The following is a 22,104-nucleotide window of genomic DNA, read 5'->3' as shown; positions in this document are numbered from 1 at the left end:
TCAATCGGCTCAAGGGACTGTCCGTGCTGCTTCTTGTTGCCGTGGCCACGTCGATGCATCTGACCTGAGGCGAAGAGAAGGAAGCAGCGCATGGCAGTGATCAAGCGGGCGGAATTGACTATGGTTGACCTCAAGCCCAAGGTCGAACGCACCGATGCTATCCAGGCCTTCGTGAGTCAGGAAACGCCCATTCTCCGGTTGACCGATGCCGACGGCAACGTCGGAACCGGGTACAGCTATACCATCGGGTCAGGTGGACCGGCGATCATCAGCCTCTTGCGAGAAACGTTGCTGCCGAAATTGATGGGGCGAGAAGCAGAAGAAATCGGAGGCATCTGGCAAGATCTGCTGTTTTCCACCCACGCAACGTCCGTTGGCCCGATCACATCCCTTTCGCTTGCCTGCATTGACACTGCCCTTTGGGATTTGCGTTGCCGTCGCGCCAACCTGCCACTTTGGCGCCTGGCTGGTGGCGTCAGGCAATCGGTCCCGCTCTACACGACCGAAGGAGGCTGGTTGCAGCTTCCGCAAGAAGCGCTTGTTGCCGATGCGGTCGCGATGAAGGACGCAGGCTTCACCGGTGCCAAAATAAAAATAGGAAAACCCACGATCGCCGAAGATCGCAGCAGGCTTGCAGCTGTAAAGGAAGCCGTTGGCGACGCATTCCGCGTGAAGGTTGATGCGAACCAGTCATTTGATCTCGCGGAGGCGATCCGGCGTGCGGACATGTTGGCAGATGTCGGCATCGACTGGTTTGAAGAACCAATGCGCGCGGATGACATCGGTGCGCATCAGGTCCTCGCACAACGCTCACGCGTTCCGATTGCCGTGGGTGAAAGCATGTACAGTCTGAGCCAATTCAAGGATTACCTTGAAAGAGGAGCCTGCCACATCGTGCAGGCCGATGTGGCACGGGTTGGCGGAATTACGCCATGGCTCAAGATTGCCCACATGGCTGAGGCATTCAACGTCCCTGTTTGCCCGCACTTTTTGATGGAACTGCATGTTGCGCTTGTTTGTGCGGTACCCAACGCTCCTACACTGGAATACATCCCCCAACTCGACGACGTGACGCGCAAACCGATGAACGTGAAGAACGGTTTCGCCATCCCTTCCGATGAGCCCGGCCTGGGTATTGATTGGGACTGGGAAGCGATTGGCCGCCTTTCGGACCCAGGTCACAACGTCTGTGTGACGTCCTAGCCGCATATGATGCAAAGGATGGATTGTCAGAACATGAAGGATTGAAAATGCAACGTATCGGGATGATGGTTGGCATTCGAGCTGAAAAGATTAAGGAATACAAGCGACTGCACGCAGACGTCTGGCCAAGTGTTCTCGCGCAGATTTCCCGCAGCAACATCCGCAATTATTCAATTTTTCTGCGCGAGCCGGAAAACGTTCTGTTTGGCTACCTCGAGTACCATGGTGAGGACTTTTCGGCTGACATGGCACGAATGGCGCAAGACCCGGAAACGCAGAGATGGTGGACGCTGACCGACCCCTGCCAGGAACCCCTGGCATCACGCGCGGACGGTGAGCAGTGGTCCATGATGGAAGAAGTTTTCTACTACAACTGAAATTGGAACCAGGTGCGTTGACAGGAACGTGTCCAGCTGGCCTCTCAAGTACCTAACCTGAAAGGTGCGAACCTTGGTTTCACAAAGAAATAAAACGGCTTGCGCGCTTGCTTGTGTCTGATGAGGTGTGCCGCTTGAAGGTTGCCCCTGAATGCGGTGAACCGACTGCTTCAGCCTTCCAGCGTCAAAGCCGCAGGTGCGTCTCAGCATCGAACAGATGAACATCCTGCGGGCTTACCTTCAAATGAAGTACGTTGCCCGGACGCAAGGCAGGATCGGGAGCAAGACGGGCAGTCAATTCCTGTCCATCCAGCATGCAGATTGCCATTGTGTCGGACCCAAGCGGTTCCAGAACGTCGATTGTTGTCTGAAACATTGCTTCACCCGCGTCGCAAGGCGTCAGATGCTCGGGCCTGACGCCGACAAGAATTTTTCCCTCCGCCGGAAATCTTTTCCCAGGCAACGAAATCGGAACGCCTCCGATCCTGATTGCCGCCCCGGCCTCCCCGGTGCTGCAAGTACCATCCAGAACGTTCATCTTGGGCGACCCGATAAACTCCCCGACAAATCGCGTTTTCGGAGATGTGTAGACGTCGACCGGTGCCCCTTGTTGTACCACTTCACCATCCTTGAGAATAACCACCCTGTCCGCCAGCGTCATCGCTTCGACCTGGTCATGGGTGACATAAATTGTTGTCGTCTTGAGGAGACCGTGCAGACGCTTGATCTGCGTGCGCATGTCCACGCGCAACTTGGCGTCCAGATTCGACAGGGGCTCGTCAAACAGGAACACCTTGGGCCGGCGTACGATTGCCCGTCCCATCGCAACGCGCTGACGCTGTCCGCCGGATAACTGGCCGGGTTTGCGGTGCAGGAGTTGGGTGATCTGCAAGATGTCGGCCGCCTGTGCCACTTGTGACTGCCGTTCGTCCGCCGTCATTCCGCGCATCTTCAATCCAAAGCCGATGTTTTCGGCAACCGACATGTGCGGATAAAGCGCATAGTCCTGGAACACCATCGCGATATCCCGCGCTCGTGGCTCGAGATCATTCACCACCTTACCGGCGATCTTGAGATGCCCTCCGGTAATTTCCTCAAGACCGGCAATCATGCGAAGGAGTGTGCTCTTGCCGCATCCTGACGGACCGACAAATGCCACGAACTCTCCGTCCTCGACTTCAAGGTCAACCCCTTTCACAGCGCAGAACGCACCATATTTCTTAACAATCCCCTGAAGTTGAATTTCGGCCAAGTCCACCTCCAAATACTCTCAGCACGCCTGCTGCCACTGCCTTGTGCCATGTCTCGCGACCCTGGCGCATTTGGCATTCCACCGGGGTCGCTCACACTCCACTTGCCGCACAGGCTTGACCGGCATCACATTATCGGTACATTATCGATAACGTTATCGATACACAAGAGATCAAACGAGATATGGCGGCTGAAAGCTTCGACGATCAGGGCAGTAGCAAGATGGGCAGGGCCAGACAGCAGATGCGCAGAAGCGCAAAGCGCAGCCACGTCATCTTTGAAAGCCTGCAAAAGGAAATCATGCTGGGGCAGCTCCCCCCCGGCACGACCATCCTGGAACTGGAACTCGCCAACCGTTTCGAATGCAGCCAAAGTACTGTGCGCGAAGCTCTCATGTTCCTTCAGACCGATGGTCTGGTCGAACGCCTGCATCATCGCGGCACTTTCGTCGCGGACAGCCGAATTGAAGATGCACGCGAGCTTATCCTGATCCGGCATGACATTGAATGTAGAGGCGTCACACGGGTGCTGAGCCGCTTTGGCCCGTTCCTGCGAAAGGAACTGGAGGCCGATCTCGACGGAATGCGGGCGGCGGCCAAGAATGATGACGAATACCAGTTGTCACTGCACGACAGGAACTTTCATTTGAACCTCTACAGCGCCGCCGACATGCCGACCGTGCGTCCAATCCTGCGCCGCTGCCTGATCCACAATCATCGATTCAAGATCCTGAATTCGGAGCCTAACCGCGGGCTTCTGGAAACTGCCGAGCGCCATGTTGCCATTTTGGATGCCCTGGCTGAGGGAGATGAGACAAACGCTGTCCAGGCATTGTCCCACCACATCACGACAATCGTTGATTTCGGTCCCAGCATCCTGACCGGCGACGCGGAAAAACCAGAGCCCGGCCAATGACTTTGCCAGAGCCAACTCCCTCTGACCTCATACCGTCCGAGCGCATGCAGTGGCTACTGGAAAAACTGGCCATGGAAGACGCCGGTCTGGGTGACCCAACGCAGCTTTCGCCGGTCGAGGCGCGCGCGCTGGCCGAGCAGACCAACCAGCGCTGGAATACAGACCTGCCGGAGATGACTTCAACCGATTTTGCAGTTCCGGCTTCCGAAGGTCACACGATCGAATGCAGATTGCTCAGCCCGTCAAATGCAAACGGGCTGATTATGTTCATTCACGGTGGAGGCTGGGCATTGTGCAGCCGCGATACGCATGAAAGAGCAGCCCGTCTCCTGGGTCTTGAATCCAGGGCTCATGTTCTGACATTCGACTACCGGCTGGCGCCCGAAGCACCCTATCCGGACGGCCTGAAAGACTGCTTGACGGTCTGGGAAGCAATTCTTGGCGGACACGACAAACTTCGCGATTGCGGGCGGCCTTCGGCTGTTGCAGGCGACAGCGCCGGAGCCAACCTCGCCTTGTCCCTGCTGCTCTCGCTGCAGGCTGATGGCAAGACACTTCCTGACGCAGCGCTGCTATTTTACGGTGTCTACGATGCGAATTTTCAGACCGTCTCCTATTGCGACCAAAGGGACGGCCCGGGCCTGACCCGAGAGAAAATGAAACGTTACTGGGACTGGTACGTTGCCAAAACGGACCTACGCAGTACTGCACTGGTTTCACCAATGCAGGCAAGCGACGCACAGCTTCTTGCTCTTCCGCCGCTTTTTTTGAATGCGGCAGCAATCGATCCCCTTCGCTCTGATACGGAAAATCTCGTCCGGCGGCTGCGCAGCCTTGGCCGAACGGACCCCTACATCCTTTATCCGGGCGTCGTCCATGGGTTCATGCAAATGAGCCTCGAATTACCCGAAGCACGATTGGCTGCCACGGAAGCCGGGAGGGCTTTTCGCGAACTAACAGGTAACTGAAACAAACAAATTCAAGAGGAGGAAGTCATGCCCAAACTCGTATCGGTCGCGCTGGCCCTCGGCCTGCTGGCCGGAACCGCTGCCGCCCAGGCGGATGAAACCGTCAGGTTCTGGTATCATTTCGACAACGCCGACAATCCGATGTCCGAACTTGTCGCCAAATTCGAAGCAGAAAATCCGGGCATCAAGATTGAAGCCGAGAACATTCCCTGGAACAGTTATTACGACAATCTCTACACGTCGATCGTGGCAGGCAATGCACCCGATGCGGCAATGGTGAAGATGTTTGCCCAACCCCGCCTTGTTGAAATGGGCGCGCTGGAGCCGATCGGCGACAGGATCGATGCCTGGGAAGGGAAAGCCGACTTGCAGGACAATCTCCTGAACCTTGCACAGGCTTCTGACGGCAACTCCTATTATCTGCCGGTTCAGTACGTGGTTCTATACCTGTACTACCGGCAGGACATGTTCGAGGAACTGGGCCTGGAAGTTCCCAAGACATGTGACGACTTCCGTGATGCGGCAATCAAGTTGACACGCGATACTGACGGCGATGGTCAAACCGACGTTTACGGCTTTGGTTTCCGGGGAGGCAAAGGTGGCCACGATCACTGGGGAAGCCTGGTTCTGTCCCGCAGCGGTGTCGACTTTTCCAAGGACAGCCTCGGGAGCGAGGCCGGTGTCGCAGGTTCCCAGTGGGTGGTTGATCTGTTCCAGAAAGACAAAGTTTTCCCGCCATCGGCGCCCAATGACGGCTTCAAGGAAGTCACAGGCGCTTTCAAGGCCGGCAAGACGGCAATGACCATTCACCATATCGGATCTTCCAATGGCATGGTCGAAGCTCTCGGCGACGCCGTTTCCGCTGCGCCGGTTCCCGAGTGCGGTGGTGGCCACTGGACGGCGTTTGGCGATGAATCGACAGCCATATTCTCGTCGGCACAAAACAAGGACGCTGCCTGGAAATGGATCTCGTTTCTGTCAAGCGAAGGCAACAACAAGGAATTCAACATGGCGACCGGACAGCTTCCCGTTACCAAATCGGATTCCGAAAACTGGACCTTGCATGAAAAGCGTTTTGTCGATGCAACCGTCGGCTCCCTGCCATTCGCAAATCTCTTGCCGAACACGCCTGAAACATCCGATTTCGTAAACACGGTCTGGCCGGTGAACATGCAACGTGCCCTGACGGGAGAAATTACCGCGGAGCAGATGAACGCCGAAATCAACAAACTTTATAATCCGTGAGCTTGCTGTGGCGGGGTGTTCGGTTCGGAGCCGAACACCCCGCTTCAAGGTGACCACGTCAACGGGAAATTCATGGACCGCATTTCTTACCTGCCTTCGGAAACACCGCCGGATGCGCCAACCCGAAATTGCACGCCACGCTCACATCATCGGCTCCGGACGGACAGATAGACATGCTCACGATGAACGAACCGATGGGCCGGGCAGCCCTGGCCAGAAAAGTGCTCCCCTACGCACTTCTTTCGCCTGCCGTTCTGGTTACCCTCGCCATCGTCTTCTTTCCGATGATCCAGGCTGCCTGGATGAGCCTGCACGACTACATTCTTTGGAAACCCAAGGATTTCACGTTTGTGGGCCTCAAGAACTTCGCCACGGCCCTTGGTGACGAAGTGTTCTGGATTTCTCTGAAACATACCGTCATCTGGATCGCGCTGACCATCCCGGCCCAGCTCCTGCTTGGACTCGCGACAGCTTTGCTGCTCAATCAGGAATTTCCCTGGCGTCCGTTGGCCAGAGCGCTCGTCATCATTCCCTGGGCACTGCCCAGCGTCGTCATCGCGCTCATGTGGGTCTGGATATATGACGCCAATTACGGGATCCTGAACGAATTCATGCTCAGGCTGGGACTGATCAAGGCCTCCGTTCCCTGGCTTGCCGATCCCGATACCGCGCTTTATGCGATCATACTGACGCTTACCTGGCAGGGTTTTCCCTTCTTCGCGGTCATGATTCTTGCAGGGCTCCAGTCCATCCCAAAAAGTTATTACGAGGCGGCGTCGCTGGATGGCGCCAGCACACTTCGACAATTCTGGCACATAACCTTGCCGGGCATTTCCGGTGTTCTGATCACTGCCGTACTGCTACGGACAATCTGGGTCGCTAACTCGATTGACGTCATTTTCGTGATGACCGGAGGAGGTCCAGGTTATGCCACGTACACGTTGCCTCTTTATGCCTTCATCAAGGCGCGAACCAATCTCGACTTCGGTTACGGATCTTCGCTGGCCGTCCTTTTCACTCTAATGCTGCTTGGACTTGTTGTCGTTTATCTGCGCCGTGCAGGACGGGGGATCGATTGATGGTCGGCCGAAAATCCCTTGTGAAGCGCCTGCTAACCGTCGATCTGCCGATGCTGGCAATTCTGACTTTCACCCTTGGCCCTTATCTGTGGATGCTTCTGACCTCGCTGACATCGGAAGACCGATTATTCACGGAAGGGCCGAGCCTGGTCGGAGCGACAATTGAAAACTACGTCCGGCTGTTCGCTACGGTCGGCTTCCTCACAAATCTGGTTCATTCCTTCATTATCGCAGCGGGAACTGTCGTGGTTGGCCTCACCCTTTCGGTCACCGCCGCTTATTCCTTTTCGCGCTTTTCATTCCGCGGCAAGCGGTATCTTCTGCTGCAATTCCTCATCATCAACATGTTTCCTGTCGTGCTTCTGATCCTGCCACTTTTCGTGATGATGCGGGTCCTCGGCATCCTGGATACGCATCTGGCCCTCATCATTGCCAATGCCACGGTAGCCATTCCGTTTTCAGTCTGGATGATGACCAGCTACATGAACGGTATTCCCAGAAGCCTGGACGAAGCAGCGATGACAGACGGCTGCAGTCGCCTCGGAGCCTTGTGGCGAGTCGTGCTGCCACTTTGCACACCGGGCATCATCGCAACAGGTATCTATATCTTCATCACCGCATGGAACGAGTATCTTTACGCCCTCACCCTGGGCGGGCGGAACGTGAGACCCATCACAGTCGCGATTCAGACCCTTATCGGCGAATACGAAGTCGAGTGGGGTCTTCTGACGTCAGGCGGCATCATCGGCGCCCTGCCCGCCACGATACTATTCCTTATCGTTCAAAAACGCCTGATCAGCGGCCTTACTCAAGGAGCGGTCAAGGGATGACAACACACAGGGCCTCAAAGTGAAAAATCCGGTCGGTATTATTTCCATGCAATTCGTGCGTCCGTTCACGCGCGAAAATCTCGGCCTCTTCCAGTCCATTCGTGATCTTGGATTCGACTTTGTCGAACTGCTGGTTCCAGAACCCGGTGACAACCTAGACTTGACAGAGACACGGCGGGCGCTGGACGACGCCGGAATTGACGTCGTGCTTGCAGCCCGTGTCAACCTTCAACGATCCATCGCAAGCGAAGATGCCACCTGCCGCAAGGGTGGGATCGAGTATCTGAAACGCTGCGTTGATGTGGCGGTGCAGCTTGGAGCAAGGGTTATTGGCGGCCCGCTCTACGGCGAACCTCTGGTCTTTGCCGGACGTGCTCCGGCCCCCTGGAGTGCAGAGCAAATAAGAGCGCGATCGGACCGCACAAAGGAAGGGCTTGCGAATGTGTCTCCTTTCGCAGCAAAGGCGGGCTGCGTCCTTGCGCTGGAAGCCCTGAACAGGTTCGAAACCGATATCGTCTCCACAACGTCTCAGGCCATCGAGGTCGTGGACGCGGTGTCCTCACCCGGCCTTGGCATTGTTCTGGACACATTTCACATGAACATGGAAGAACGCTCCATCACAGGTGCCATCCACGCTGCAGGATCCCGGATCGTACATTTTCAGGCCAACGAAAATCATCGTGGCTTTCCGGGAACCGGACATCTGGACTGGCCGGCCATCATGCGAGCACTCGTGGACACCGGATATGACGGCCCGATTTCGCTCGAACCATTCCGCCGCGACGACGACAGGGTCGGTCTGCCGATTGCCCATTGGCGCGCACCGCGGGAAGACGAAACTGAAAAACTCAGGACGGGGCTTGCCCTCATCAGGTCCTGTCTGGCCATGGCGGGATCGAACCAATGACGTTGAATATCGGATGGATCGGATGCGGTCGCCATGCCACACAGATGCTCATTCCGCAACTCGGACGCAACGACCTCAGAGTTGCAGCGGTGTGCGACGTCAATACGGAAGCAGCTGCGCGTGCTGCCTGGCAGTATGGCGCAGATGAAGTCTATGCCGACTATCGCGACCTGATTGCTCACAAGGGACTTGATGCCATCGGCATGGCGGTGGGGCCGGACCTTCACCATGTTGCCTCAATCGAAGCTCTGAAGCAGGGCCTTCCAGTTTTCCTGGAAAAGCCGCCTGCAAAAAATGCGGGCGACACGGCGGAAATTGCTTCGGCATCCGACAAATATGGAAAACCTGTTCTGCTCGGGTTCATGAAACGGTATTCGACCGGCAACAGAATTGCCGGCAACTATTTGAAAAGCGGCAATTTTGGAGATGTTCTGGGTGTCTCGGGAACCTACATGACCGCCCCGACCTATTTTGCCGGTGAAGTCGATTTTTCAGGCTTCTATCTCCATCACTGTGTCCACTACATGGACCTGATTCCCTGGTTTGCCGGTTCGGACTTTACCGACATGGCACTTCGCAAGAATGAGCCCAAGCCCGGCCACCTTCTCTTCCATCTCAATTTTGAATGCGGAAACGGGGTCATCGGGACAGTCATTATGGGAACTGTTCAATCACGCGGCACACCGATGGAATTTATCCAGATCATGGGTGACCATGTTCGTCTCGAAGTGGACAACATCATCAATGTGGCCTGCTATCGCGATCCGCCCTTCAAGGCAGAAGACCCTGCAGCAACATTGCTAGTTGGCGCGGACACCCTGTCCTGGACACCAAATTTCACCGCCGCCGCAAACGAGGACCACAAAGGCTACAACGCGCTCATCGCAGACGTCGCAAATGCGTTGAAAGGAGGCCCGTCGAACGCCCCGGATATCAGGGACGGTGTGCGGGCAATGGTAAATCTGGAGCGCATGATTGCTCTCATTTGAACAAGCCGCAGACCGCGTTCCCCCGGTATGTGCGGCTAACTGGCGGGTGGTCGGTCGACAGATCGATCGCCCGCCGGGCTCGCGCCGGCAACGACCATTTTCAAGGAATATCGGCGACGACGAAACATCTGCCTTGTCATTTTCGCTCACGACAGAACTGATCGGAAAATTGATCTGTCGCAGAACTGATCTGGCCCGCGACGACCGGTTCGACAACACCACTGGCCGCACTCTACTGGCCCGGCCGGATGCAACAGCGGCAGGAGGCAACCAGGGTAAAACTGCAGCCAGGCAATCCTAAACCGACATCAAGAACACGGTCATTGGCCAGTTCTGATCGCCCGGTTCGTCCTGGAACCCAGGGCATTGCCGGCATCACATCACCCGGCAGGATCGGGCTGAATGGCGGTTCCGGCGGACATGAATGGCATGCCGCCGAAACCTGATTTGTCAGACCCGTTGTGTGAAGGTGGCCGCTTTCACTTCGATGGCATAGTCTTTTGCAAGATCCAGAAATGCATCGTAGCTCTTCTGGACTTCGGCGAATTTTGGATTGGCGGAAGCATTTTCAGCCATGACTTCGCTGACTGCTTTCTTCAGTGCCGCAATCACATCTTCGGGGAACGCACCGAAAGTCACGCCCTCCGACTTCAGCTTCTGCATGGCGACTGCATTGAAATAGTCGAATTGTGCCGTCGTTTCGACAGACGTCGCTTCAGCTGCATTGGCGATGACCGCCTGGAGATGTGTCGGCAGGCCGTCAAAGGCGTCCTTGTTGACGACGATTTCCAGCGCTGCGGATGGTTCGTGGAAGGCCGGGACGTAGCAGTATTTGGCAACTTTCTGGAGGCCAAAAGCCATGTCCAGCATCGGCCCGACCCATTCGGCGGCATCGATCGCACCGGACTGGAACGCCGGAAATATTTCCGGAGGCGGCAGCAAAACGGCATTGACGCCCAGCTTGCGCATGGCTTCTCCACCGAGACCTGCGATCCGCATGTTAAGACCAGCCAGATCATCAAGGTTTTCGATAGGCTTCTTGAACCATCCGGCGGCCTGGACGCCGGAATTGCCGGAATAGAAGGGTTTCAGACCGCGTTCGGCATAGATCCCGTCCCAAAGCTCCTGCCCACCGCCGTAGCGGAGCCAGGCGGTTGTTTCCACTGCGGTCATACCGAAGGGAACGGCTGAAAAGAAGTGCAATGCGGAGTTCTTGGAAGCTGCATAATAGGGCGTCGAATGACCGATCTCGGCTGTGCCCTGTTCGACGGCATCCTCGACCCCGAAGGGCGGGACCAGTTCGCCTCCGGAAAACACCTTGAGGGTCAGTTGACCGTCGGACATGGCCGCGACGCGGTCGGCAAACGACGTTACGTTGGTACCGACACCGGGCGCCTTGGCTGGAAAGGATGTCGGCAGCTTCCATTCCACCTTGCCCTGTGCAATAGCAGGCGCTGCCAGAAGCGTTGCAGGTGCGGCGACCGCCCCTGCTCTCAGAAAATCCCGTCTTTTCATGTCAAATCTCCTCTGATCAAAACAAAACTCCGGGCAGCCAGGTCGCGAGCGCCGGAAAGACGGCAACGAGGCCAAGTGCCAGCAACTGGATCGCCACGAACGGTATCACGGCGACATAGATTTGCGACGTTCGAATGTCTTCCGGCGCAACGGACCGGAAGTAGAACAGCGCGAAGCCGAATGGTGGCGTCAGGAATGATGTCTGCAGGTTAAGCGCAATCAGCACGGCGAACCAGACGGGGCTGATATCTGTCTGCAGGATGATCGGACCGACGATCGGCACGACAATGAATATGATTTCCACGAATTCGAGAATGAAACCAAGCAGAAAGATCACCAGCATTGTCAGCAACAACATGCCGTAAGCGCCACCCGGCAGTGATTGCAGCAATTCGGCCACATGTTCGTCGCCGTCAAACCCCCTGAAAACCAGGGACAAAATACTCGCCGCGATCACTATGCCGAAGATCATGCCGGTTATGGTCACGGTCTCACGCAGCGCTGCCAGCAGCACGCCGTTTTTTACAAGCGAGGTGGAAATGGTGAGGAGCAGTCCAAGTACGATGGCTGTCAGGGCAACCGAATAGATCGACTTGACCGTCCAGCTGATCTTTCCCGCTTCGAACACCAGCCCCAGAATGCCGGACTGGCGCAGGAACAAAAGACACAATGCCAGCAGGGCACAGGCAAGGGCCACCCGGCCGACAGTGCCCCCCTGCCCGCCAACCGAGATCAGCAGTGCACCGGCAACACCGACGCTGGCAGCTTCCGTCGGCGTGGCAATGCCGACGAGAATACTTCCAAGCACGGCAATGATCAGCCCCAGCGTTGGAGCAATGCTCCAGGTCAGCTCCCGGAAAGTGATCCGGGACTGATCAATTGCGTTGTCCGGTTGGGTGTCTGAGCGCCGCAGCCTGAAAAGGACATAACCGGCATAAAGCGCGACCAGCAGGAGACCCGGAAGCAATGCGCCGGCGAACAGGTCGCCAACCGTGACAGGGTCCGGTGCGAAGTTCCCCGCCTCCTGTTGCGCCTCGAAATAGGCATTCGAGACCTGGTCCCCCAACAAGATCAAGACGATAGAAGGAGGGATAATCTGTCCAAGGGTTCCACTGGCACAGATCAGCCCGCTGCTCATGTGTTTGTTGATGCCTGCCTTGAGGAGCGCCGGCAGCATGATGGTTCCGAGCATGACGATGGTTGCGCCGATGATCCCGGTCGAGGCTGCGATCAGCGCGCTTACGAGCACGACGGACAGTCCGAGCGCCGACTGATTTCCACCCAGTGCTGTCGAAAGGCTTTTGAGCATCCGCTCCGCCTGCTGCGATTTTTCCAGAAGCAGTCCCATGAACACGAACAAGGGCACCGCCAGCAAAAGCGGGTTCGACATGATACCGAAGACCCGTTGCGGTACCGCCTGGAAAAACACCAGGTCGAAGTCCCCCACCATCGCCGCCAATAGAGCGATCAGTGTCGAGGCACCGGCGATTGCGAGCAAGACGGGAACACCGGACAAGATGCAGCAGAAGACAGCCACGGTCATCAACAACAGCCAGAATATATCAGCGCTCATGAAGCATTCCGCCGAAAGAAACCAATAACCCTGACGAGCGTCAGAAGCACTATCAGGGTCGGCAGAACAAGCAGGCAGGTCTTGACCAGAAAGAGGCCCGGCAACCCGCCGGTTTCCGGCGAACCTTCAAGGATCACCCACGAACTTCGCACCAAGGGGTAAGCCATCCACATCATGATTGAAAATACGGGCAGTGCCAGGAAAAGGTCTCCCAGCCAATCGATCCACCGATTGGCATTCCCGCCCAGTTTCTGACGGAAGATATCGACGCGCACGTGTTTGTCGGCGCTGAAAGTCACCGCCACGGACAACGCGACAAGAGCCGCAAACGCATAGTTGACCGCATCCTGGATTTCAAGAAAGCCAAATCCCAGCAAGTAGCGCATGAGAACCATGGACAATTGTCCAAGAAAGACGATCACGGCAAGAACCATGCAAATCCGGCGCACACCTGAAAACACAGCACGCATCAAAACTCAAATCCTGCCACTTGCAGATTTCCATACAGAATCGCCCTTTTGAGGCGGCATCAATCTAGGGAGCAATCCTGCAATTGTATACAGACATCTGATGAACTTCCTAAGCGAACATTCGCGTTTTGATCCGTGCGGGTAGCGTGATCCGCGAATGGAAATCAAATCGTTGATACACCGCCTTCAGATGCTGACCGTGCAGTGCGGCATGAAGCCTCATTCCAAAGCGACTCTCAGGCGCCATGTGACTGCTCGCTTATTTTCGATGATGGAAATTATTGTATTTTTTCAATACATTACAAATTCGACATCCTCAATCTGGTGTGTGGATTTAACTCATTTCACGTTAAAAATTCACCTTGCGGCGATGCAGCAACTTCGATACGCGATTTCTACCGGATGCTTGGTGCTCTGCACCCGGCGGGCGTTTTACCCGTTCCGGAATTCAACACAGTATCCGTCATGAAATCCCGTCGCCCTGAAGATATTGATACATTCGGAGTTCAACCATGCTCGGCAAGAAAATTCCCTTCGTTACCTTTCGCACCCGCGTCCGTGACGATTCAATCGAGGGACCAAATCCGTTCCGCTGGGAAGACAAAACCAGTGACGACTACTTCGGCGACAAGAGAGTTGTGCTGTTTTCTCTTCCAGGTGCCTTTACCCCGACCTGCTCTACATTCCAGCTGCCGGATTTTGAAAAACTCCATGGTGAGTTCCAGGCAGAGGGCATCGATGAGATCTACTGCATTTCCGTCAACGACGCTTTTGTCATGAATGCGTGGGCCAAGGCACAAGGTGTTGAGAACACAAAGGTGATTCCGGACGGGTCCGGCGAATTCACACGCAAGATGGGCATGCTTGTCGCCAAGGACAATCTCGGCTTCGGAATGCGGTCCTGGCGTTATGGCGCTGTCGTTGATAGCTGCGTTGTCGAGCAGTGGTTCGAAGAAGACGGCTTCTCCGACAATTGCAATACCGACCCTTACGGTGTCTCTTCTCCGCAGAATATCCTGGAACAGCTCAGAGCAGCCAAGATTGAAGCCGCGTAGGCCGAGCACATCATGCCGATGCCTGAAGAACCCTGGCCAATCGCCAGGGTTTTTTTGCGTCTCTTTTCCTCTGGTCTTGACGATCGCGCCGCCTATTTCATTTGTAGTTATGGAGGAGACTGCAAATGCGCAAGTGTGTCGGGATGGCGGCCATCGTTTCGTCTTTCGTTTTTTTGGTCCCGGCTATAGGGCAAGAATCTCCAGCTCCCTTCGCCTCTTTCGACAAGGCCGGACCAGAAGAATTGAACGACCCACACGATCTTGCCTTCGGTCCGGATGGCCGTCTCTACGTTGCAGACAAATTTGGCCACCGGATCGCCGTGCTCGATCCTGATTCACTCGAGCTGGTAGAAAGTTACAGTTCGGGAAAACTGCCCGGTGTTCACGATGTTTCCTTCGGTCCTGACGGACGTATCGCGGTCGCGGTGACGGGAGCGGGCGGCGTTTTTGTCTACAGCGGACTGGAAACGCTGGATATTGCACCGACCGCTGTTCTGGCAGCACCGCGTACCGAAGGCGCACTTGCCCACAGCAATGGCCGCATTTATGCCATGGCCGGGGGAACCGGACTGTTGATCGCCTATGAAAACGGCGAAGCTGTTGCCACTGCAGGCTCGCACCCGGGAGCGCACGACGTGGCCGAAGGACCGGACGGATCTGTCTGGGTCGCCGATAATTTCAACCGCCGCCTTGTTCGTTATTCCCCTGAACTGGAAAAACTACAGACTGTCGATGGTCCGGAATTCGGGTTTTACGGACCAAGGTATCTCGATGTCGATACTTTCGGCAGGCTTGTCGTTGCAGATCAGGACGCTCATCGCATCTTGATGATCGATCCGGACGCCGAGGGTGGAGCCGTCCTAATCGGCGTGCTCGGAACAGGTCGCCCTGGCAAGGGAGCGAACCAATTCGATGACCCGGAGGGCGTCGCAATCCGGGGCAACGAGTACTATTTCTCCGACAGCGACAACAACCGGATTGTCCGCTACACGGTCGCGATAAACTGAGCCGGAATGGAAACGGCCGGACACATGGTCCGGCCAGTTTGACCGGACTCAGAGACGCTGACGGCGTTCCCGTTCATGCCGTTCGTCATCTGACCTGAGTTCAAGCCACATGGCATTCAGGATTGCCAGACAGCAGGCCAGCGGCATTCCAAGGATCCAGGCAAAATACCACATGCGATTGTCTCCTCAATAAGCCGTGTGATTGTCGCGCTCGATCGTTTCTTCGTCGACCTTGCCCCAGAGCACCTTGTAGACCCATGCCGTGTAGACAAGGATGATGGGCAGGAAGATCAATGTTGCGACCAGCATGTTGAACAGCGTCCTGTGCGTTGAAGACGCATCCCAGACGGTCAGGCTCGCTTCGGGCTGTACCGAAGACGGTAGAATGAACGGAAACATCGAAATGCCCACCGTCGCAATGATCCCGACGATTGCCCATTTCGAAAACACGAAAATGAGCATTTCGAGACGGGTCTGAAGCAATACCAGCGTTCCGATCAAGCCGAGAAATCCCAGACCGGGAACGAGCCATAACCAGGGATATGTCACATAGTTGGTCATCCAGGCTCCATCTTCGATAACAGCCTGTTTGGCGAGCGGATTGGCCTGCATGTTGGGGTCAACTTCGGACGTAATCCTGAAACCGTCGACATATCCGCTTGCCACCAGATATCCGCCGAGCGCGAAGAGGATAATTGCAAAAAGCGCCGCTATTGTTCCGTATCTGCGGGCCCGTCGCGCAATCTCACCCGATGCCCGCATGACAAGCCAGACGGCTCCGTGCATAACCAGCATGCTGACAGACAACAAGCCGCACAGAAGCGGGAATGGCGAGAACAGCCCGAAGAACGAGCCCTCGTAGGTCATCCGCAAATCATTGTCGAGCGAGTACGGTACACCAAGCATCACGTTGCCGACGGCAACTCCGAAGACGAGCGCAGGCACAAAAGAGCCGATGAAGAGTGCCCAGTCCCAGCTGCTGCGCCAGGAGGGGTCGGGTTTCTTCGACCGATATTTGAATGCGACCGGTCGCAGGATCATGGCGGCAAGCACCACGAACATTGCAAGGTAAAAACCGGAAAAACTGATCGCATAGAGAGGTGGCCAAGCGGCGAAGATGGCTCCGCCACCGAGTATGAACCAGACCTGGTTTCCCTCCCAGGTCGCTCCGATCGTGTTGATCACCACCCTTCGTTCGATATCCGTCTCGGCAATGAAGGGCAGCAAGGCCCCTACTCCCATGTCGAAACCATCGGTTACGGCGAATGCGATCAGAAGCACACCGAGCAGCACCCACCAGATGACTTTCAGCGTCGAGTAGTCGATCAATTCATAGAGGATCATCGCGCTTTACTCCGCAGGAACTGGGACTGTGCCGGATACGGGGCGTACTGATGCCGGCGTCACTTCTGACTCTTCACCATCGTCAGGGCCGATCTTTATGTACTTGAACATCAACGTGACCTCGATCACCAGAAGCGTGCTGTACAAGAGAACAAACCCGGCCAGCGTGAGGAGAACTTCCACCACGGACAGACTTGAAACTGCCGCCGACGTCGGCAACATGCTTTCGATGATCCACGGCTGGCGACCGTATTCGGCAACAAACCAGCCCATCTCGCAAGCAACCCAGGGAAGCGGTATCGACCAGACGGCAACATGCAGGAGCCAGCGCCGCTTTTCCCTCAGGACATCGAGTTTTCCGGCCGAAGAGTAGTAGAAGAAGACCGATGTCAACAGGATGAAGAAGAAGCCGCAAGCGACCATGATGCGAAAGGCATAGAACATCGGAAAGACGTTCGGAACGGTCGACCATGCAGCCTCGTCAATCTGCTCGGTGGTCGCTTCCATCGGGTTGTCGGTATAGGGAAGAAGCAGATAGGCATACCCGAGTGAATTGGCGTTGTATCGAAACGTCTCACGGACCTCTTCAGACACTGTGTCGGGATTTTCTCTGATTTTCTGCAGCGCGTCCCAGGCGACCGCGCCCTGGCGGATCCTGTCCTTGGACCGGTCAACCAGCTCGTGGATACCGGGAATGATCGTATCGAGCGACCGTGTTGCAATAAGTCCCATGACATACGGCACCTCGATCGCGAAAATATTCTCGCGATTTTCCATATCGGGCCATGCAACAACGTTGAAGGCCGCTGGAGCCGGCTCGGTATGCCACATGGCCTCTATTGTCGCGAGCTTCATCTTCTGGTTCAGATTGGCCTCATAGCCGCTTTCATCACCGAGGACGACGACTGAAAGCGCTGAAGCAAAACCGAATGCCGCGGCAATTGTCATGGAGCGCTTGGCGATTTGCAGATGCCTGCCCTGCAGCATGTACCAGGCGGATATACCCAGCATGAAAAGGGCAGCCGTCACGTAACCTGCCGATACCGTGTGAACGAACTTGGCCTGGGCAACCGGATTGAAAAGCACGTCAAAGAAGCTGCTGACTTCCATGCGCATGGTGTCGGGATTGAATTCGGCACCGATCGGGTTCTGCATCCAGCCGTTTGCGATCAGGATCCAGAGCGCTGAAAAATTCGTTCCAATTGCCACGGCCCAGGTCGCTGCAAGGTGCTGCCGCCTGGAAAGCTTGTCCCAACCGAAGAAGAAAAGGCCGACAAAGGTTGCTTCCATAAAGAAGGCCATCAGCCCTTCAATCGCAAGCGGAGCTCCGAAAACATCCCCGACATACTGGCTGAAATAGGCCCAGTTCATACCGAACTGAAATTCCATTGTCAGCCCGGTTGCGACGCCGAGAACAAAATTGATTCCGAAGAGCGTGCCCCAGAATTTGACCATGCGCTTCCAGATCTCGCGGCCGGTCATCACATAGACCGTTTCCATAGTCGCGAGCAGAATGGACAACCCAATGGTCAAGGGTACGAACAGAAAGTGGTAGAGCGCGGTCATGGCGAATTGCAGCCGTGACAGATCGACGACGCTTAGTTCCATTGTATTCCCCCTCTTCAAGCCGGCGGCTTGAGCTCAAGGTCAGGCGGACCTCTGAACCGATCCGGTGCCACTTCCCTCACACTCTTTCAAGCAAGGACGCGCATTCCGTTCCCGTCAAAAAACCGGTTCAGAGCAATACACTAACTGCTTCGGATGGTGGCGCAGCCACACCACAAGGTCAATGCGACAGATCGTATTCGACAACTTAAAATCGCAGAAAACTGCGGCAGGATCCTTTGAAAAAACGAAACAATTCAGGGCAGCCGCGTGTCACTGCCGCTCAAACGAACGACACGGTCTGCAACATCAAGTTCACGATCCTTGTGCGCAATCATCAAGACCGCCTGATCTGTCCTGAAGTCAAGAAAACGCGCCAGAACCTCGGCCCCTGTGTTCTCGTCCAGACCTTCTGTCATTTCGTCCAGAACGTACAGGCTTGGTCGCGTCAGGAAGGCTCGCGCCAACGCAAGCCTGCGTTGCTCGCCTCCGGACAATCCGAGCCCATCTTCGCCCAGAATGCTTTGCAGTCCATCCCCATCCTGAGCAATTCGCTCAGCCAGGGCGGATCGTTCCAGAGCTTCCCATAGCTCGGCCTCACCGGCATCGGGATTGGCAATACGCAAATTCGCAGCAATGGTGTCGTTGAAAAGATAGGGCCGCTGGCTCAGAACAGCTACGGATCGGCGCAAGTCACTTTCGGAAAAATCCCTGATATCTGTCCCGTTCAGCCAGATTGTGCCTTTGTCGGCATCAAGAAGCCGAGCTGCGAGCGAGGCCACCGTGGTCTTGCCACAGCCGCTGCGCCCGGCAACAGCCACGACCTCACCGTGCCCAATTTCCAACGACAGACCATCCAGAATGGGCCGCGCCGCGCCAGGATAGTTGAAGCGCACCGATTCGAAACGTAGGACAGCATCCGTTGTATCTTCCAGCTCACTTGGCGCTTCCGGTTTTGCCGTTGATCCTTCAGTTCCCGCATTCTTCCTTCGCGCCGCTATCGAACGTTCTGCAGCCAATTCCGTTCGCGGCAGATTTGCCAGGCCAGGAAGCATTGCCGAAAACAGTTCGGGCAAAGCCATGACCACCAGAACAAGGCCAACGGCGGGTGCAAGCGTCAGGTGTCCATCCGCGACCTCCCAGGCGCATACAAGGAGCATAAAGGCAAGAAAAGTCTGACCGATCAGGCTCGATAAACCGACGAGCCGGTTCGACCGTTGCTCCAGCTTTTCCTCAACTTCCATCAACCGGCCGTCTGCTGTCAGAATATGGTCTGCAGCATCTCCAAGACCGCCATAAACGGCGATATCGCGCCTCCCCCCGGCAAGATCGGCCGCACGTAGACGCATCGCATCTGAGGCGGCATCCGCCCGGCGAACGGTATTGCGTTCAGAATTGTCAAAAGACCGCCACGCAAGGATTGCCCAGGCCGCGATGAAGATCAGGCCAACAGTGAAAACCGCCCGGGAAACCGTTGCCCAAACGACCAACAGGAAAGTCGCCACGATCACGGAAAGCACGATTGGGACCACGAGACGCAGGTAGACTGAATCGAGCGCGTCTATGTCCGCCGTCAATCGGTTCAAGACGGTTCCGGACCGCTTCTTTTTCGCCGACTCAATCGCGTAGGCCTCAAACAGGCGGTTACGCAAATCAGTCAAGAACCTGAAGGTCGCATCATGGGTCAGCACGCGTTCGCCGTAGCGTCCGGCTGTCCTGATGATGGCAAGCGCGCGAATGATTGCGCTTGGTGCGAAAATATTGAGAAAGGCACCACTCAGTCCTGCCAGCGCCGCGGCCGTGATGAACCAGCCCGAGACCCCTAGCAGAAGAATGCCCGCAGCAACCGGCAACAAGGAAACCGCAATACCGACCCAGAAATGCAGCCTGCTGAAGCGTTGCTGGCTCTTTATGAATTGCCAGACAGCCGTCATTTCACGTTCTCCGGCGCCACAGGCGTTTTTGCAATGTCCAGATCAAGGTGTCGCCCGGAAATTTCCAGGACGGCCGGGTCATGGGTCGCGATGAGGCACGTTCGTTCCTTCGACAGAATTTTCAAGCCTTCGATCACATCCGCAGCAGTGTCCGGGTCGAGGCCGGCAGTGGGTTCATCAACAATCAGTATCCTGGCTTCCTTGCGCATCGCGGCACGCGCCAGTGCGATCCGCCTGATTTCGCCGACCGACAGACCAAAACCGTCTTCACCAAGTTGCGTCGCCAGGCCGCGCGGCAGCCGGCTGACCAAATCCTGGGCGCCTGCGAGGTGCAGCGCAGACTGGATGTCGGCATCTTGTACCCCGGATGGATCCGGCATTGCCTTGAGCAGATTTGCCTTCACGCTGCCATGGAACAACCGCGGCGCCTGCCCGAGATACATGACCTTCCGGCGCAACGCGTCCGCGACCATTGAAATGTCATCCCCGTCAACGAGCACATTGCCGCTGTCAGGCATTCGAAAGCCCAGGACAAGATCCAACAAGGTCGTCTTGCCGCACCCGCTTCTGCCGGTGATCAACAGCGTTTCGCCAGACTCGATCCGACAATTGAACCGGTCGAATACTTTGCGACCTGCCAGATCGATCGTTACGTTGCCAAAGGAAATGCCGGGAGCTTCGAAAAGCCATTTCTTGTCCTGGTGCATTTGCGGCTCAACGGCTGTCCTCACCACGGAGACAGCAGCAGCCGGCGTATCGATAGCATCCAGCATTTCAGACAATTTCTGACGAGCGGCAAGCCCAGCTGCACGGTCATGGTAAGCAGCGGAAAAAGATCGCAAAGGCGCAAAAAACTCGGGCGCCAACAACAGGATAAACAATCCTTGCGCGTACCCGAGCGACTTCCCCCAGACACCGATCTCGATATCACCAAGCAGCGAAAACCCGACATAAACTGCCGAAAAGGCAATCCCTAGAGCGGAAAACAACTCCAGGACAGTCGACGACAGGAAGGCGACCTTCAAAACCCGCATGGTGCCGAGTCTGAAGCGTTCACCGGCATCACGGATTTCGGATCTCGAGTTTCCAACCGCGCCGAACAGGACAAGTGTCTCCAATCCTCTTATCCGGTCCAGAAGCATACCGCTTAGTCGTGCCAGTTCCTCCTGCTGATCGGCGCTGGCAGTCTTGGCGCGCGCACCGATCAATGCCATGAAAACCGGTATGACAGGGCCGCTGATCACGAGGATCAACGCCGCAAGCCAACTGAACCAAGCCGTCACAAGGACAATTGCGAGCGGAACCAGCTTCAGCCTCATAAATTGTGGCCAATAGTTCCGGTAATAGGGACCGAGCAGATCGACCTGATCGGTGACATGCGCAGCAAAGGCGCCTGACGGCGGAAAACTCTGCGCCGGTGAACGTGCTATCGCCGCAAAAAGGAGGTCCCCACGTGCCTTCTTCTGAATGCGCCGAGCCGCTCGTTGAGCCTGGCCCTGAGCCAGTATCTGCAGATACACTCGAATGAGAGCGATCATGACAAGACCGGCGACACATGTCAGGAGCACAACCGGCAGCTCTGAATTTGCGCCTTGGCTGTCGACGGTTACATCTGAAAGGACCAGACCAAGTGGCCATGCAATGAGGCCGGCCTGCGGAATCCAGAGAAGATCGGCGACCGCCAGAATTGTCCCGGCCCGGTTCAGCGCCGTTTTTTCGGAGATGTCGGCATCACCGATCTCCTGGCCACTTTTTCCGCTGTTTTCCAAGTCCTTCCCCAGTGCACCGCAAACCGTATGACGCGTATTTGCGCAACGATCAGGATTGTCTCCCCGTC

General features: G+C 56.1%; 21 protein-coding genes. 12 read left to right on the top strand and 9 right to left on the bottom strand.

Annotated features, from left to right (window positions below; translation table 11 throughout):
- Nucleotides 1–90: 90 nt before the first annotated feature.
- A complete protein-coding gene (locus ACO6TI_RS18720; protein ID WP_350184547.1) occupies nt 91–1,203 on the top strand; it encodes a mandelate racemase/muconate lactonizing enzyme family protein in 1,113 nt (370 codons plus the stop codon).
- Between the two features lie 47 nt (nt 1,204–1,250).
- Nucleotides 1,251–1,580 carry an L-rhamnose mutarotase gene (locus ACO6TI_RS18715; RefSeq protein WP_422383062.1) on the top strand — a complete coding sequence of 110 codons (330 nt, stop codon included), beginning with the start codon at nt 1,251–1,253 and terminating at the stop codon, nt 1,578–1,580.
- Between the two features lie 184 nt (nt 1,581–1,764).
- On the opposite strand, the gene ACO6TI_RS18710 is transcribed toward ACO6TI_RS18715, so the two are convergent.
- Nucleotides 1,765–2,832 (bottom strand): sn-glycerol-3-phosphate ABC transporter ATP-binding protein UgpC, encoded by a 1,068-nt coding sequence (locus ACO6TI_RS18710; RefSeq protein ID WP_350184548.1) that lies wholly within the window; start codon nt 2,830–2,832, stop codon nt 1,765–1,767.
- A 182-nt stretch (nt 2,833–3,014) separates the two neighbouring features.
- Here ACO6TI_RS18710 and ACO6TI_RS18705 point away from each other — a divergent pair, with 182 nt between their 5' ends.
- The 8 genes from ACO6TI_RS18705 (at nt 3,015) to ACO6TI_RS18670 (ending at nt 10,210) form a co-directional block, all read left to right on the top strand.
- Nucleotides 3,015–3,746 (top strand): GntR family transcriptional regulator, encoded by a 732-nt coding sequence (locus tag ACO6TI_RS18705; protein ID WP_422383061.1) that lies wholly within the window; start codon nt 3,015–3,017, stop codon nt 3,744–3,746.
- On the top strand, nt 3,743–4,714 hold the full coding sequence (locus ACO6TI_RS18700) for an alpha/beta hydrolase (protein ID WP_422383060.1): 972 nt from the start codon (nt 3,743–3,745) through the stop codon (nt 4,712–4,714). Before ACO6TI_RS18705 ends, ACO6TI_RS18700 begins: the two co-directional genes overlap by 4 nt.
- A gap of 27 nt (nt 4,715–4,741) precedes the next feature.
- On the top strand, nt 4,742–5,959 hold the full coding sequence (locus ACO6TI_RS18695) for an ABC transporter substrate-binding protein (protein WP_055118401.1): 1,218 nt from the start codon (nt 4,742–4,744) through the stop codon (nt 5,957–5,959).
- Nucleotides 5,960–6,132: 173 nt separating this feature from the next.
- The gene (locus ACO6TI_RS18690) at nt 6,133–7,038 is read left to right on the top strand and encodes a carbohydrate ABC transporter permease (protein ID WP_055118403.1); all 906 of its coding nucleotides are present in this window, start codon (nt 6,133–6,135) and stop codon (nt 7,036–7,038) included.
- Entirely contained in the window at nt 7,035–7,868 is an 834-nt protein-coding gene (locus ACO6TI_RS18685; protein WP_055118405.1) for a carbohydrate ABC transporter permease, read from the top strand. The genes ACO6TI_RS18690 and ACO6TI_RS18685 overlap by 4 nt, the downstream gene beginning before the upstream one ends.
- A gap of 19 nt (nt 7,869–7,887) precedes the next feature.
- Nucleotides 7,888–8,775 carry a TIM barrel protein gene (locus tag ACO6TI_RS18680; protein ID WP_108872602.1) on the top strand — a complete coding sequence of 296 codons (888 nt, stop codon included), beginning with the start codon at nt 7,888–7,890 and terminating at the stop codon, nt 8,773–8,775.
- On the top strand, nt 8,772–9,764 hold the full coding sequence (locus ACO6TI_RS18675) for a Gfo/Idh/MocA family protein (protein WP_422383059.1): 993 nt from the start codon (nt 8,772–8,774) through the stop codon (nt 9,762–9,764). Before ACO6TI_RS18680 ends, ACO6TI_RS18675 begins: the two co-directional genes overlap by 4 nt.
- A gap of 323 nt (nt 9,765–10,087) precedes the next feature.
- The gene (locus ACO6TI_RS18670) at nt 10,088–10,210 is read left to right on the top strand and encodes a hypothetical protein (RefSeq protein ID WP_422383058.1); all 123 of its coding nucleotides are present in this window, start codon (nt 10,088–10,090) and stop codon (nt 10,208–10,210) included.
- Between the two features lie 4 nt (nt 10,211–10,214).
- On the opposite strand, the gene ACO6TI_RS18665 is transcribed toward ACO6TI_RS18670, so the two are convergent.
- Genes ACO6TI_RS18665 through ACO6TI_RS18655 form a run of 3 tightly spaced genes read right to left on the bottom strand, consistent with a single transcriptional unit; the run spans nt 10,215 to nt 13,322 of the window.
- The gene (locus ACO6TI_RS18665; protein WP_108872603.1) at nt 10,215–11,279 is read right to left on the bottom strand and encodes a TRAP transporter substrate-binding protein DctP; all 1,065 of its coding nucleotides are present in this window, start codon (nt 11,277–11,279) and stop codon (nt 10,215–10,217) included.
- A 16-nt stretch (nt 11,280–11,295) separates the two neighbouring features.
- Nucleotides 11,296–12,852 carry a TRAP transporter large permease gene (locus ACO6TI_RS18660; RefSeq protein WP_196892672.1) on the bottom strand — a complete coding sequence of 519 codons (1,557 nt, stop codon included), beginning with the start codon at nt 12,850–12,852 and terminating at the stop codon, nt 11,296–11,298.
- Nucleotides 12,849–13,322: a TRAP transporter small permease subunit gene (locus ACO6TI_RS18655; protein ID WP_409858037.1), complete on the bottom strand. Its 474-nt coding sequence runs from the start codon at nt 13,320–13,322 to the stop codon at nt 12,849–12,851. The genes ACO6TI_RS18660 and ACO6TI_RS18655 overlap by 4 nt, the downstream gene beginning before the upstream one ends.
- Before the next feature lie 512 nt (nt 13,323–13,834).
- On the opposite strand from ACO6TI_RS18655, the gene ACO6TI_RS18650 reads away from it, so the two are divergent.
- Together ACO6TI_RS18650 and ACO6TI_RS18645 are read left to right on the top strand one after the other, a co-directional pair.
- Nucleotides 13,835–14,377, top strand: a complete 543-nt coding sequence (locus tag ACO6TI_RS18650) for a peroxiredoxin (RefSeq protein ID WP_422383057.1) — start codon at nt 13,835–13,837, stop codon at nt 14,375–14,377.
- Between the two features lie 125 nt (nt 14,378–14,502).
- The gene (locus tag ACO6TI_RS18645; RefSeq protein ID WP_055118419.1) at nt 14,503–15,384 is read left to right on the top strand and encodes a DUF5074 domain-containing protein; all 882 of its coding nucleotides are present in this window, start codon (nt 14,503–14,505) and stop codon (nt 15,382–15,384) included.
- 48 nt (nt 15,385–15,432) lie between these two features.
- Here ACO6TI_RS18645 and cydX read toward each other — a convergent pair whose 3' ends face one another.
- The 5 genes from cydX to cydD all read right to left on the bottom strand — a co-directional run bounded on the left by cydX (nt 15,433) and on the right by cydD (nt 22,036).
- A complete protein-coding gene (gene cydX / locus ACO6TI_RS18640; RefSeq protein ID WP_082442831.1) occupies nt 15,433–15,558 on the bottom strand; it encodes a cytochrome bd-I oxidase subunit CydX in 126 nt (41 codons plus the stop codon).
- A 12-nt stretch (nt 15,559–15,570) separates the two neighbouring features.
- Nucleotides 15,571–16,728, bottom strand: a complete 1,158-nt coding sequence (gene cydB / locus ACO6TI_RS18635) for a cytochrome d ubiquinol oxidase subunit II (RefSeq protein ID WP_196879404.1) — start codon at nt 16,726–16,728, stop codon at nt 15,571–15,573.
- Nucleotides 16,729–16,734: 6 nt separating this feature from the next.
- On the bottom strand, nt 16,735–18,336 hold the full coding sequence (locus tag ACO6TI_RS18630) for a cytochrome ubiquinol oxidase subunit I (protein ID WP_422383056.1): 1,602 nt from the start codon (nt 18,334–18,336) through the stop codon (nt 16,735–16,737).
- Nucleotides 18,337–18,590: 254 nt separating this feature from the next.
- The gene (gene cydC, locus ACO6TI_RS18625) at nt 18,591–20,267 is read right to left on the bottom strand and encodes a thiol reductant ABC exporter subunit CydC (protein WP_422383055.1); all 1,677 of its coding nucleotides are present in this window, start codon (nt 20,265–20,267) and stop codon (nt 18,591–18,593) included.
- Complete coding sequence (gene cydD / locus ACO6TI_RS18620; RefSeq protein WP_422383054.1) at nt 20,264–22,036, bottom strand: thiol reductant ABC exporter subunit CydD; 1,773 nt, start codon at nt 22,034–22,036, stop codon at nt 20,264–20,266. Before cydD ends, cydC begins: the two co-directional genes overlap by 4 nt.
- Between the last annotated feature and the right edge of the window lie 68 nt (nt 22,037–22,104).

Source organism: Roseibium album, assembly GCF_965233825.1.
GTDB lineage: Bacteria > Pseudomonadota > Alphaproteobacteria > Rhizobiales > Stappiaceae > Roseibium > Roseibium album.
Note: the sequence above shows the minus strand (reverse complement) of the source record. Positions and strands in the feature narration are given on the sequence as shown.

Coding starts and splice junctions, on each gene's coding strand:
- ACO6TI_RS18665 (WP_108872603.1), bottom strand. CDS start 11,279: ATGAAAAGACGGGATTTTCTGAGAGCAGGGGCGGTCGCCGCACCTGCA.
- ACO6TI_RS18655 (WP_409858037.1), bottom strand. CDS start 13,322: ATGCGTGCTGTGTTTTCAGGTGTGCGCCGGATTTGCATGGTTCTTGCC.
- ACO6TI_RS18720 (WP_350184547.1), top strand. CDS start 91: ATGGCAGTGATCAAGCGGGCGGAATTGACTATGGTTGACCTCAAGCCC.
- ACO6TI_RS18650 (WP_422383057.1), top strand. CDS start 13,835: ATGCTCGGCAAGAAAATTCCCTTCGTTACCTTTCGCACCCGCGTCCGT.
- cydC (WP_422383055.1), bottom strand. CDS start 20,267: ATGACGGCTGTCTGGCAATTCATAAAGAGCCAGCAACGCTTCAGCAGG.
- cydB (WP_196879404.1), bottom strand. CDS start 16,728: ATGATCCTCTATGAATTGATCGACTACTCGACGCTGAAAGTCATCTGG.
- ACO6TI_RS18660 (WP_196892672.1), bottom strand. CDS start 12,852: ATGAGCGCTGATATATTCTGGCTGTTGTTGATGACCGTGGCTGTCTTC.
- ACO6TI_RS18645 (WP_055118419.1), top strand. CDS start 14,503: ATGCGCAAGTGTGTCGGGATGGCGGCCATCGTTTCGTCTTTCGTTTTT.
- ACO6TI_RS18630 (WP_422383056.1), bottom strand. CDS start 18,336: ATGGAACTAAGCGTCGTCGATCTGTCACGGCTGCAATTCGCCATGACC.
- cydX (WP_082442831.1), bottom strand. CDS start 15,558: ATGTGGTATTTTGCCTGGATCCTTGGAATGCCGCTGGCCTGCTGTCTG.
- ACO6TI_RS18700 (WP_422383060.1), top strand. CDS start 3,743: ATGACTTTGCCAGAGCCAACTCCCTCTGACCTCATACCGTCCGAGCGC.
- ACO6TI_RS18705 (WP_422383061.1), top strand. CDS start 3,015: ATGGCGGCTGAAAGCTTCGACGATCAGGGCAGTAGCAAGATGGGCAGG.
- ACO6TI_RS18715 (WP_422383062.1), top strand. CDS start 1,251: ATGCAACGTATCGGGATGATGGTTGGCATTCGAGCTGAAAAGATTAAG.
- ACO6TI_RS18690 (WP_055118403.1), top strand. CDS start 6,133: ATGCTCACGATGAACGAACCGATGGGCCGGGCAGCCCTGGCCAGAAAA.
- ACO6TI_RS18675 (WP_422383059.1), top strand. CDS start 8,772: ATGACGTTGAATATCGGATGGATCGGATGCGGTCGCCATGCCACACAG.
- ACO6TI_RS18695 (WP_055118401.1), top strand. CDS start 4,742: ATGCCCAAACTCGTATCGGTCGCGCTGGCCCTCGGCCTGCTGGCCGGA.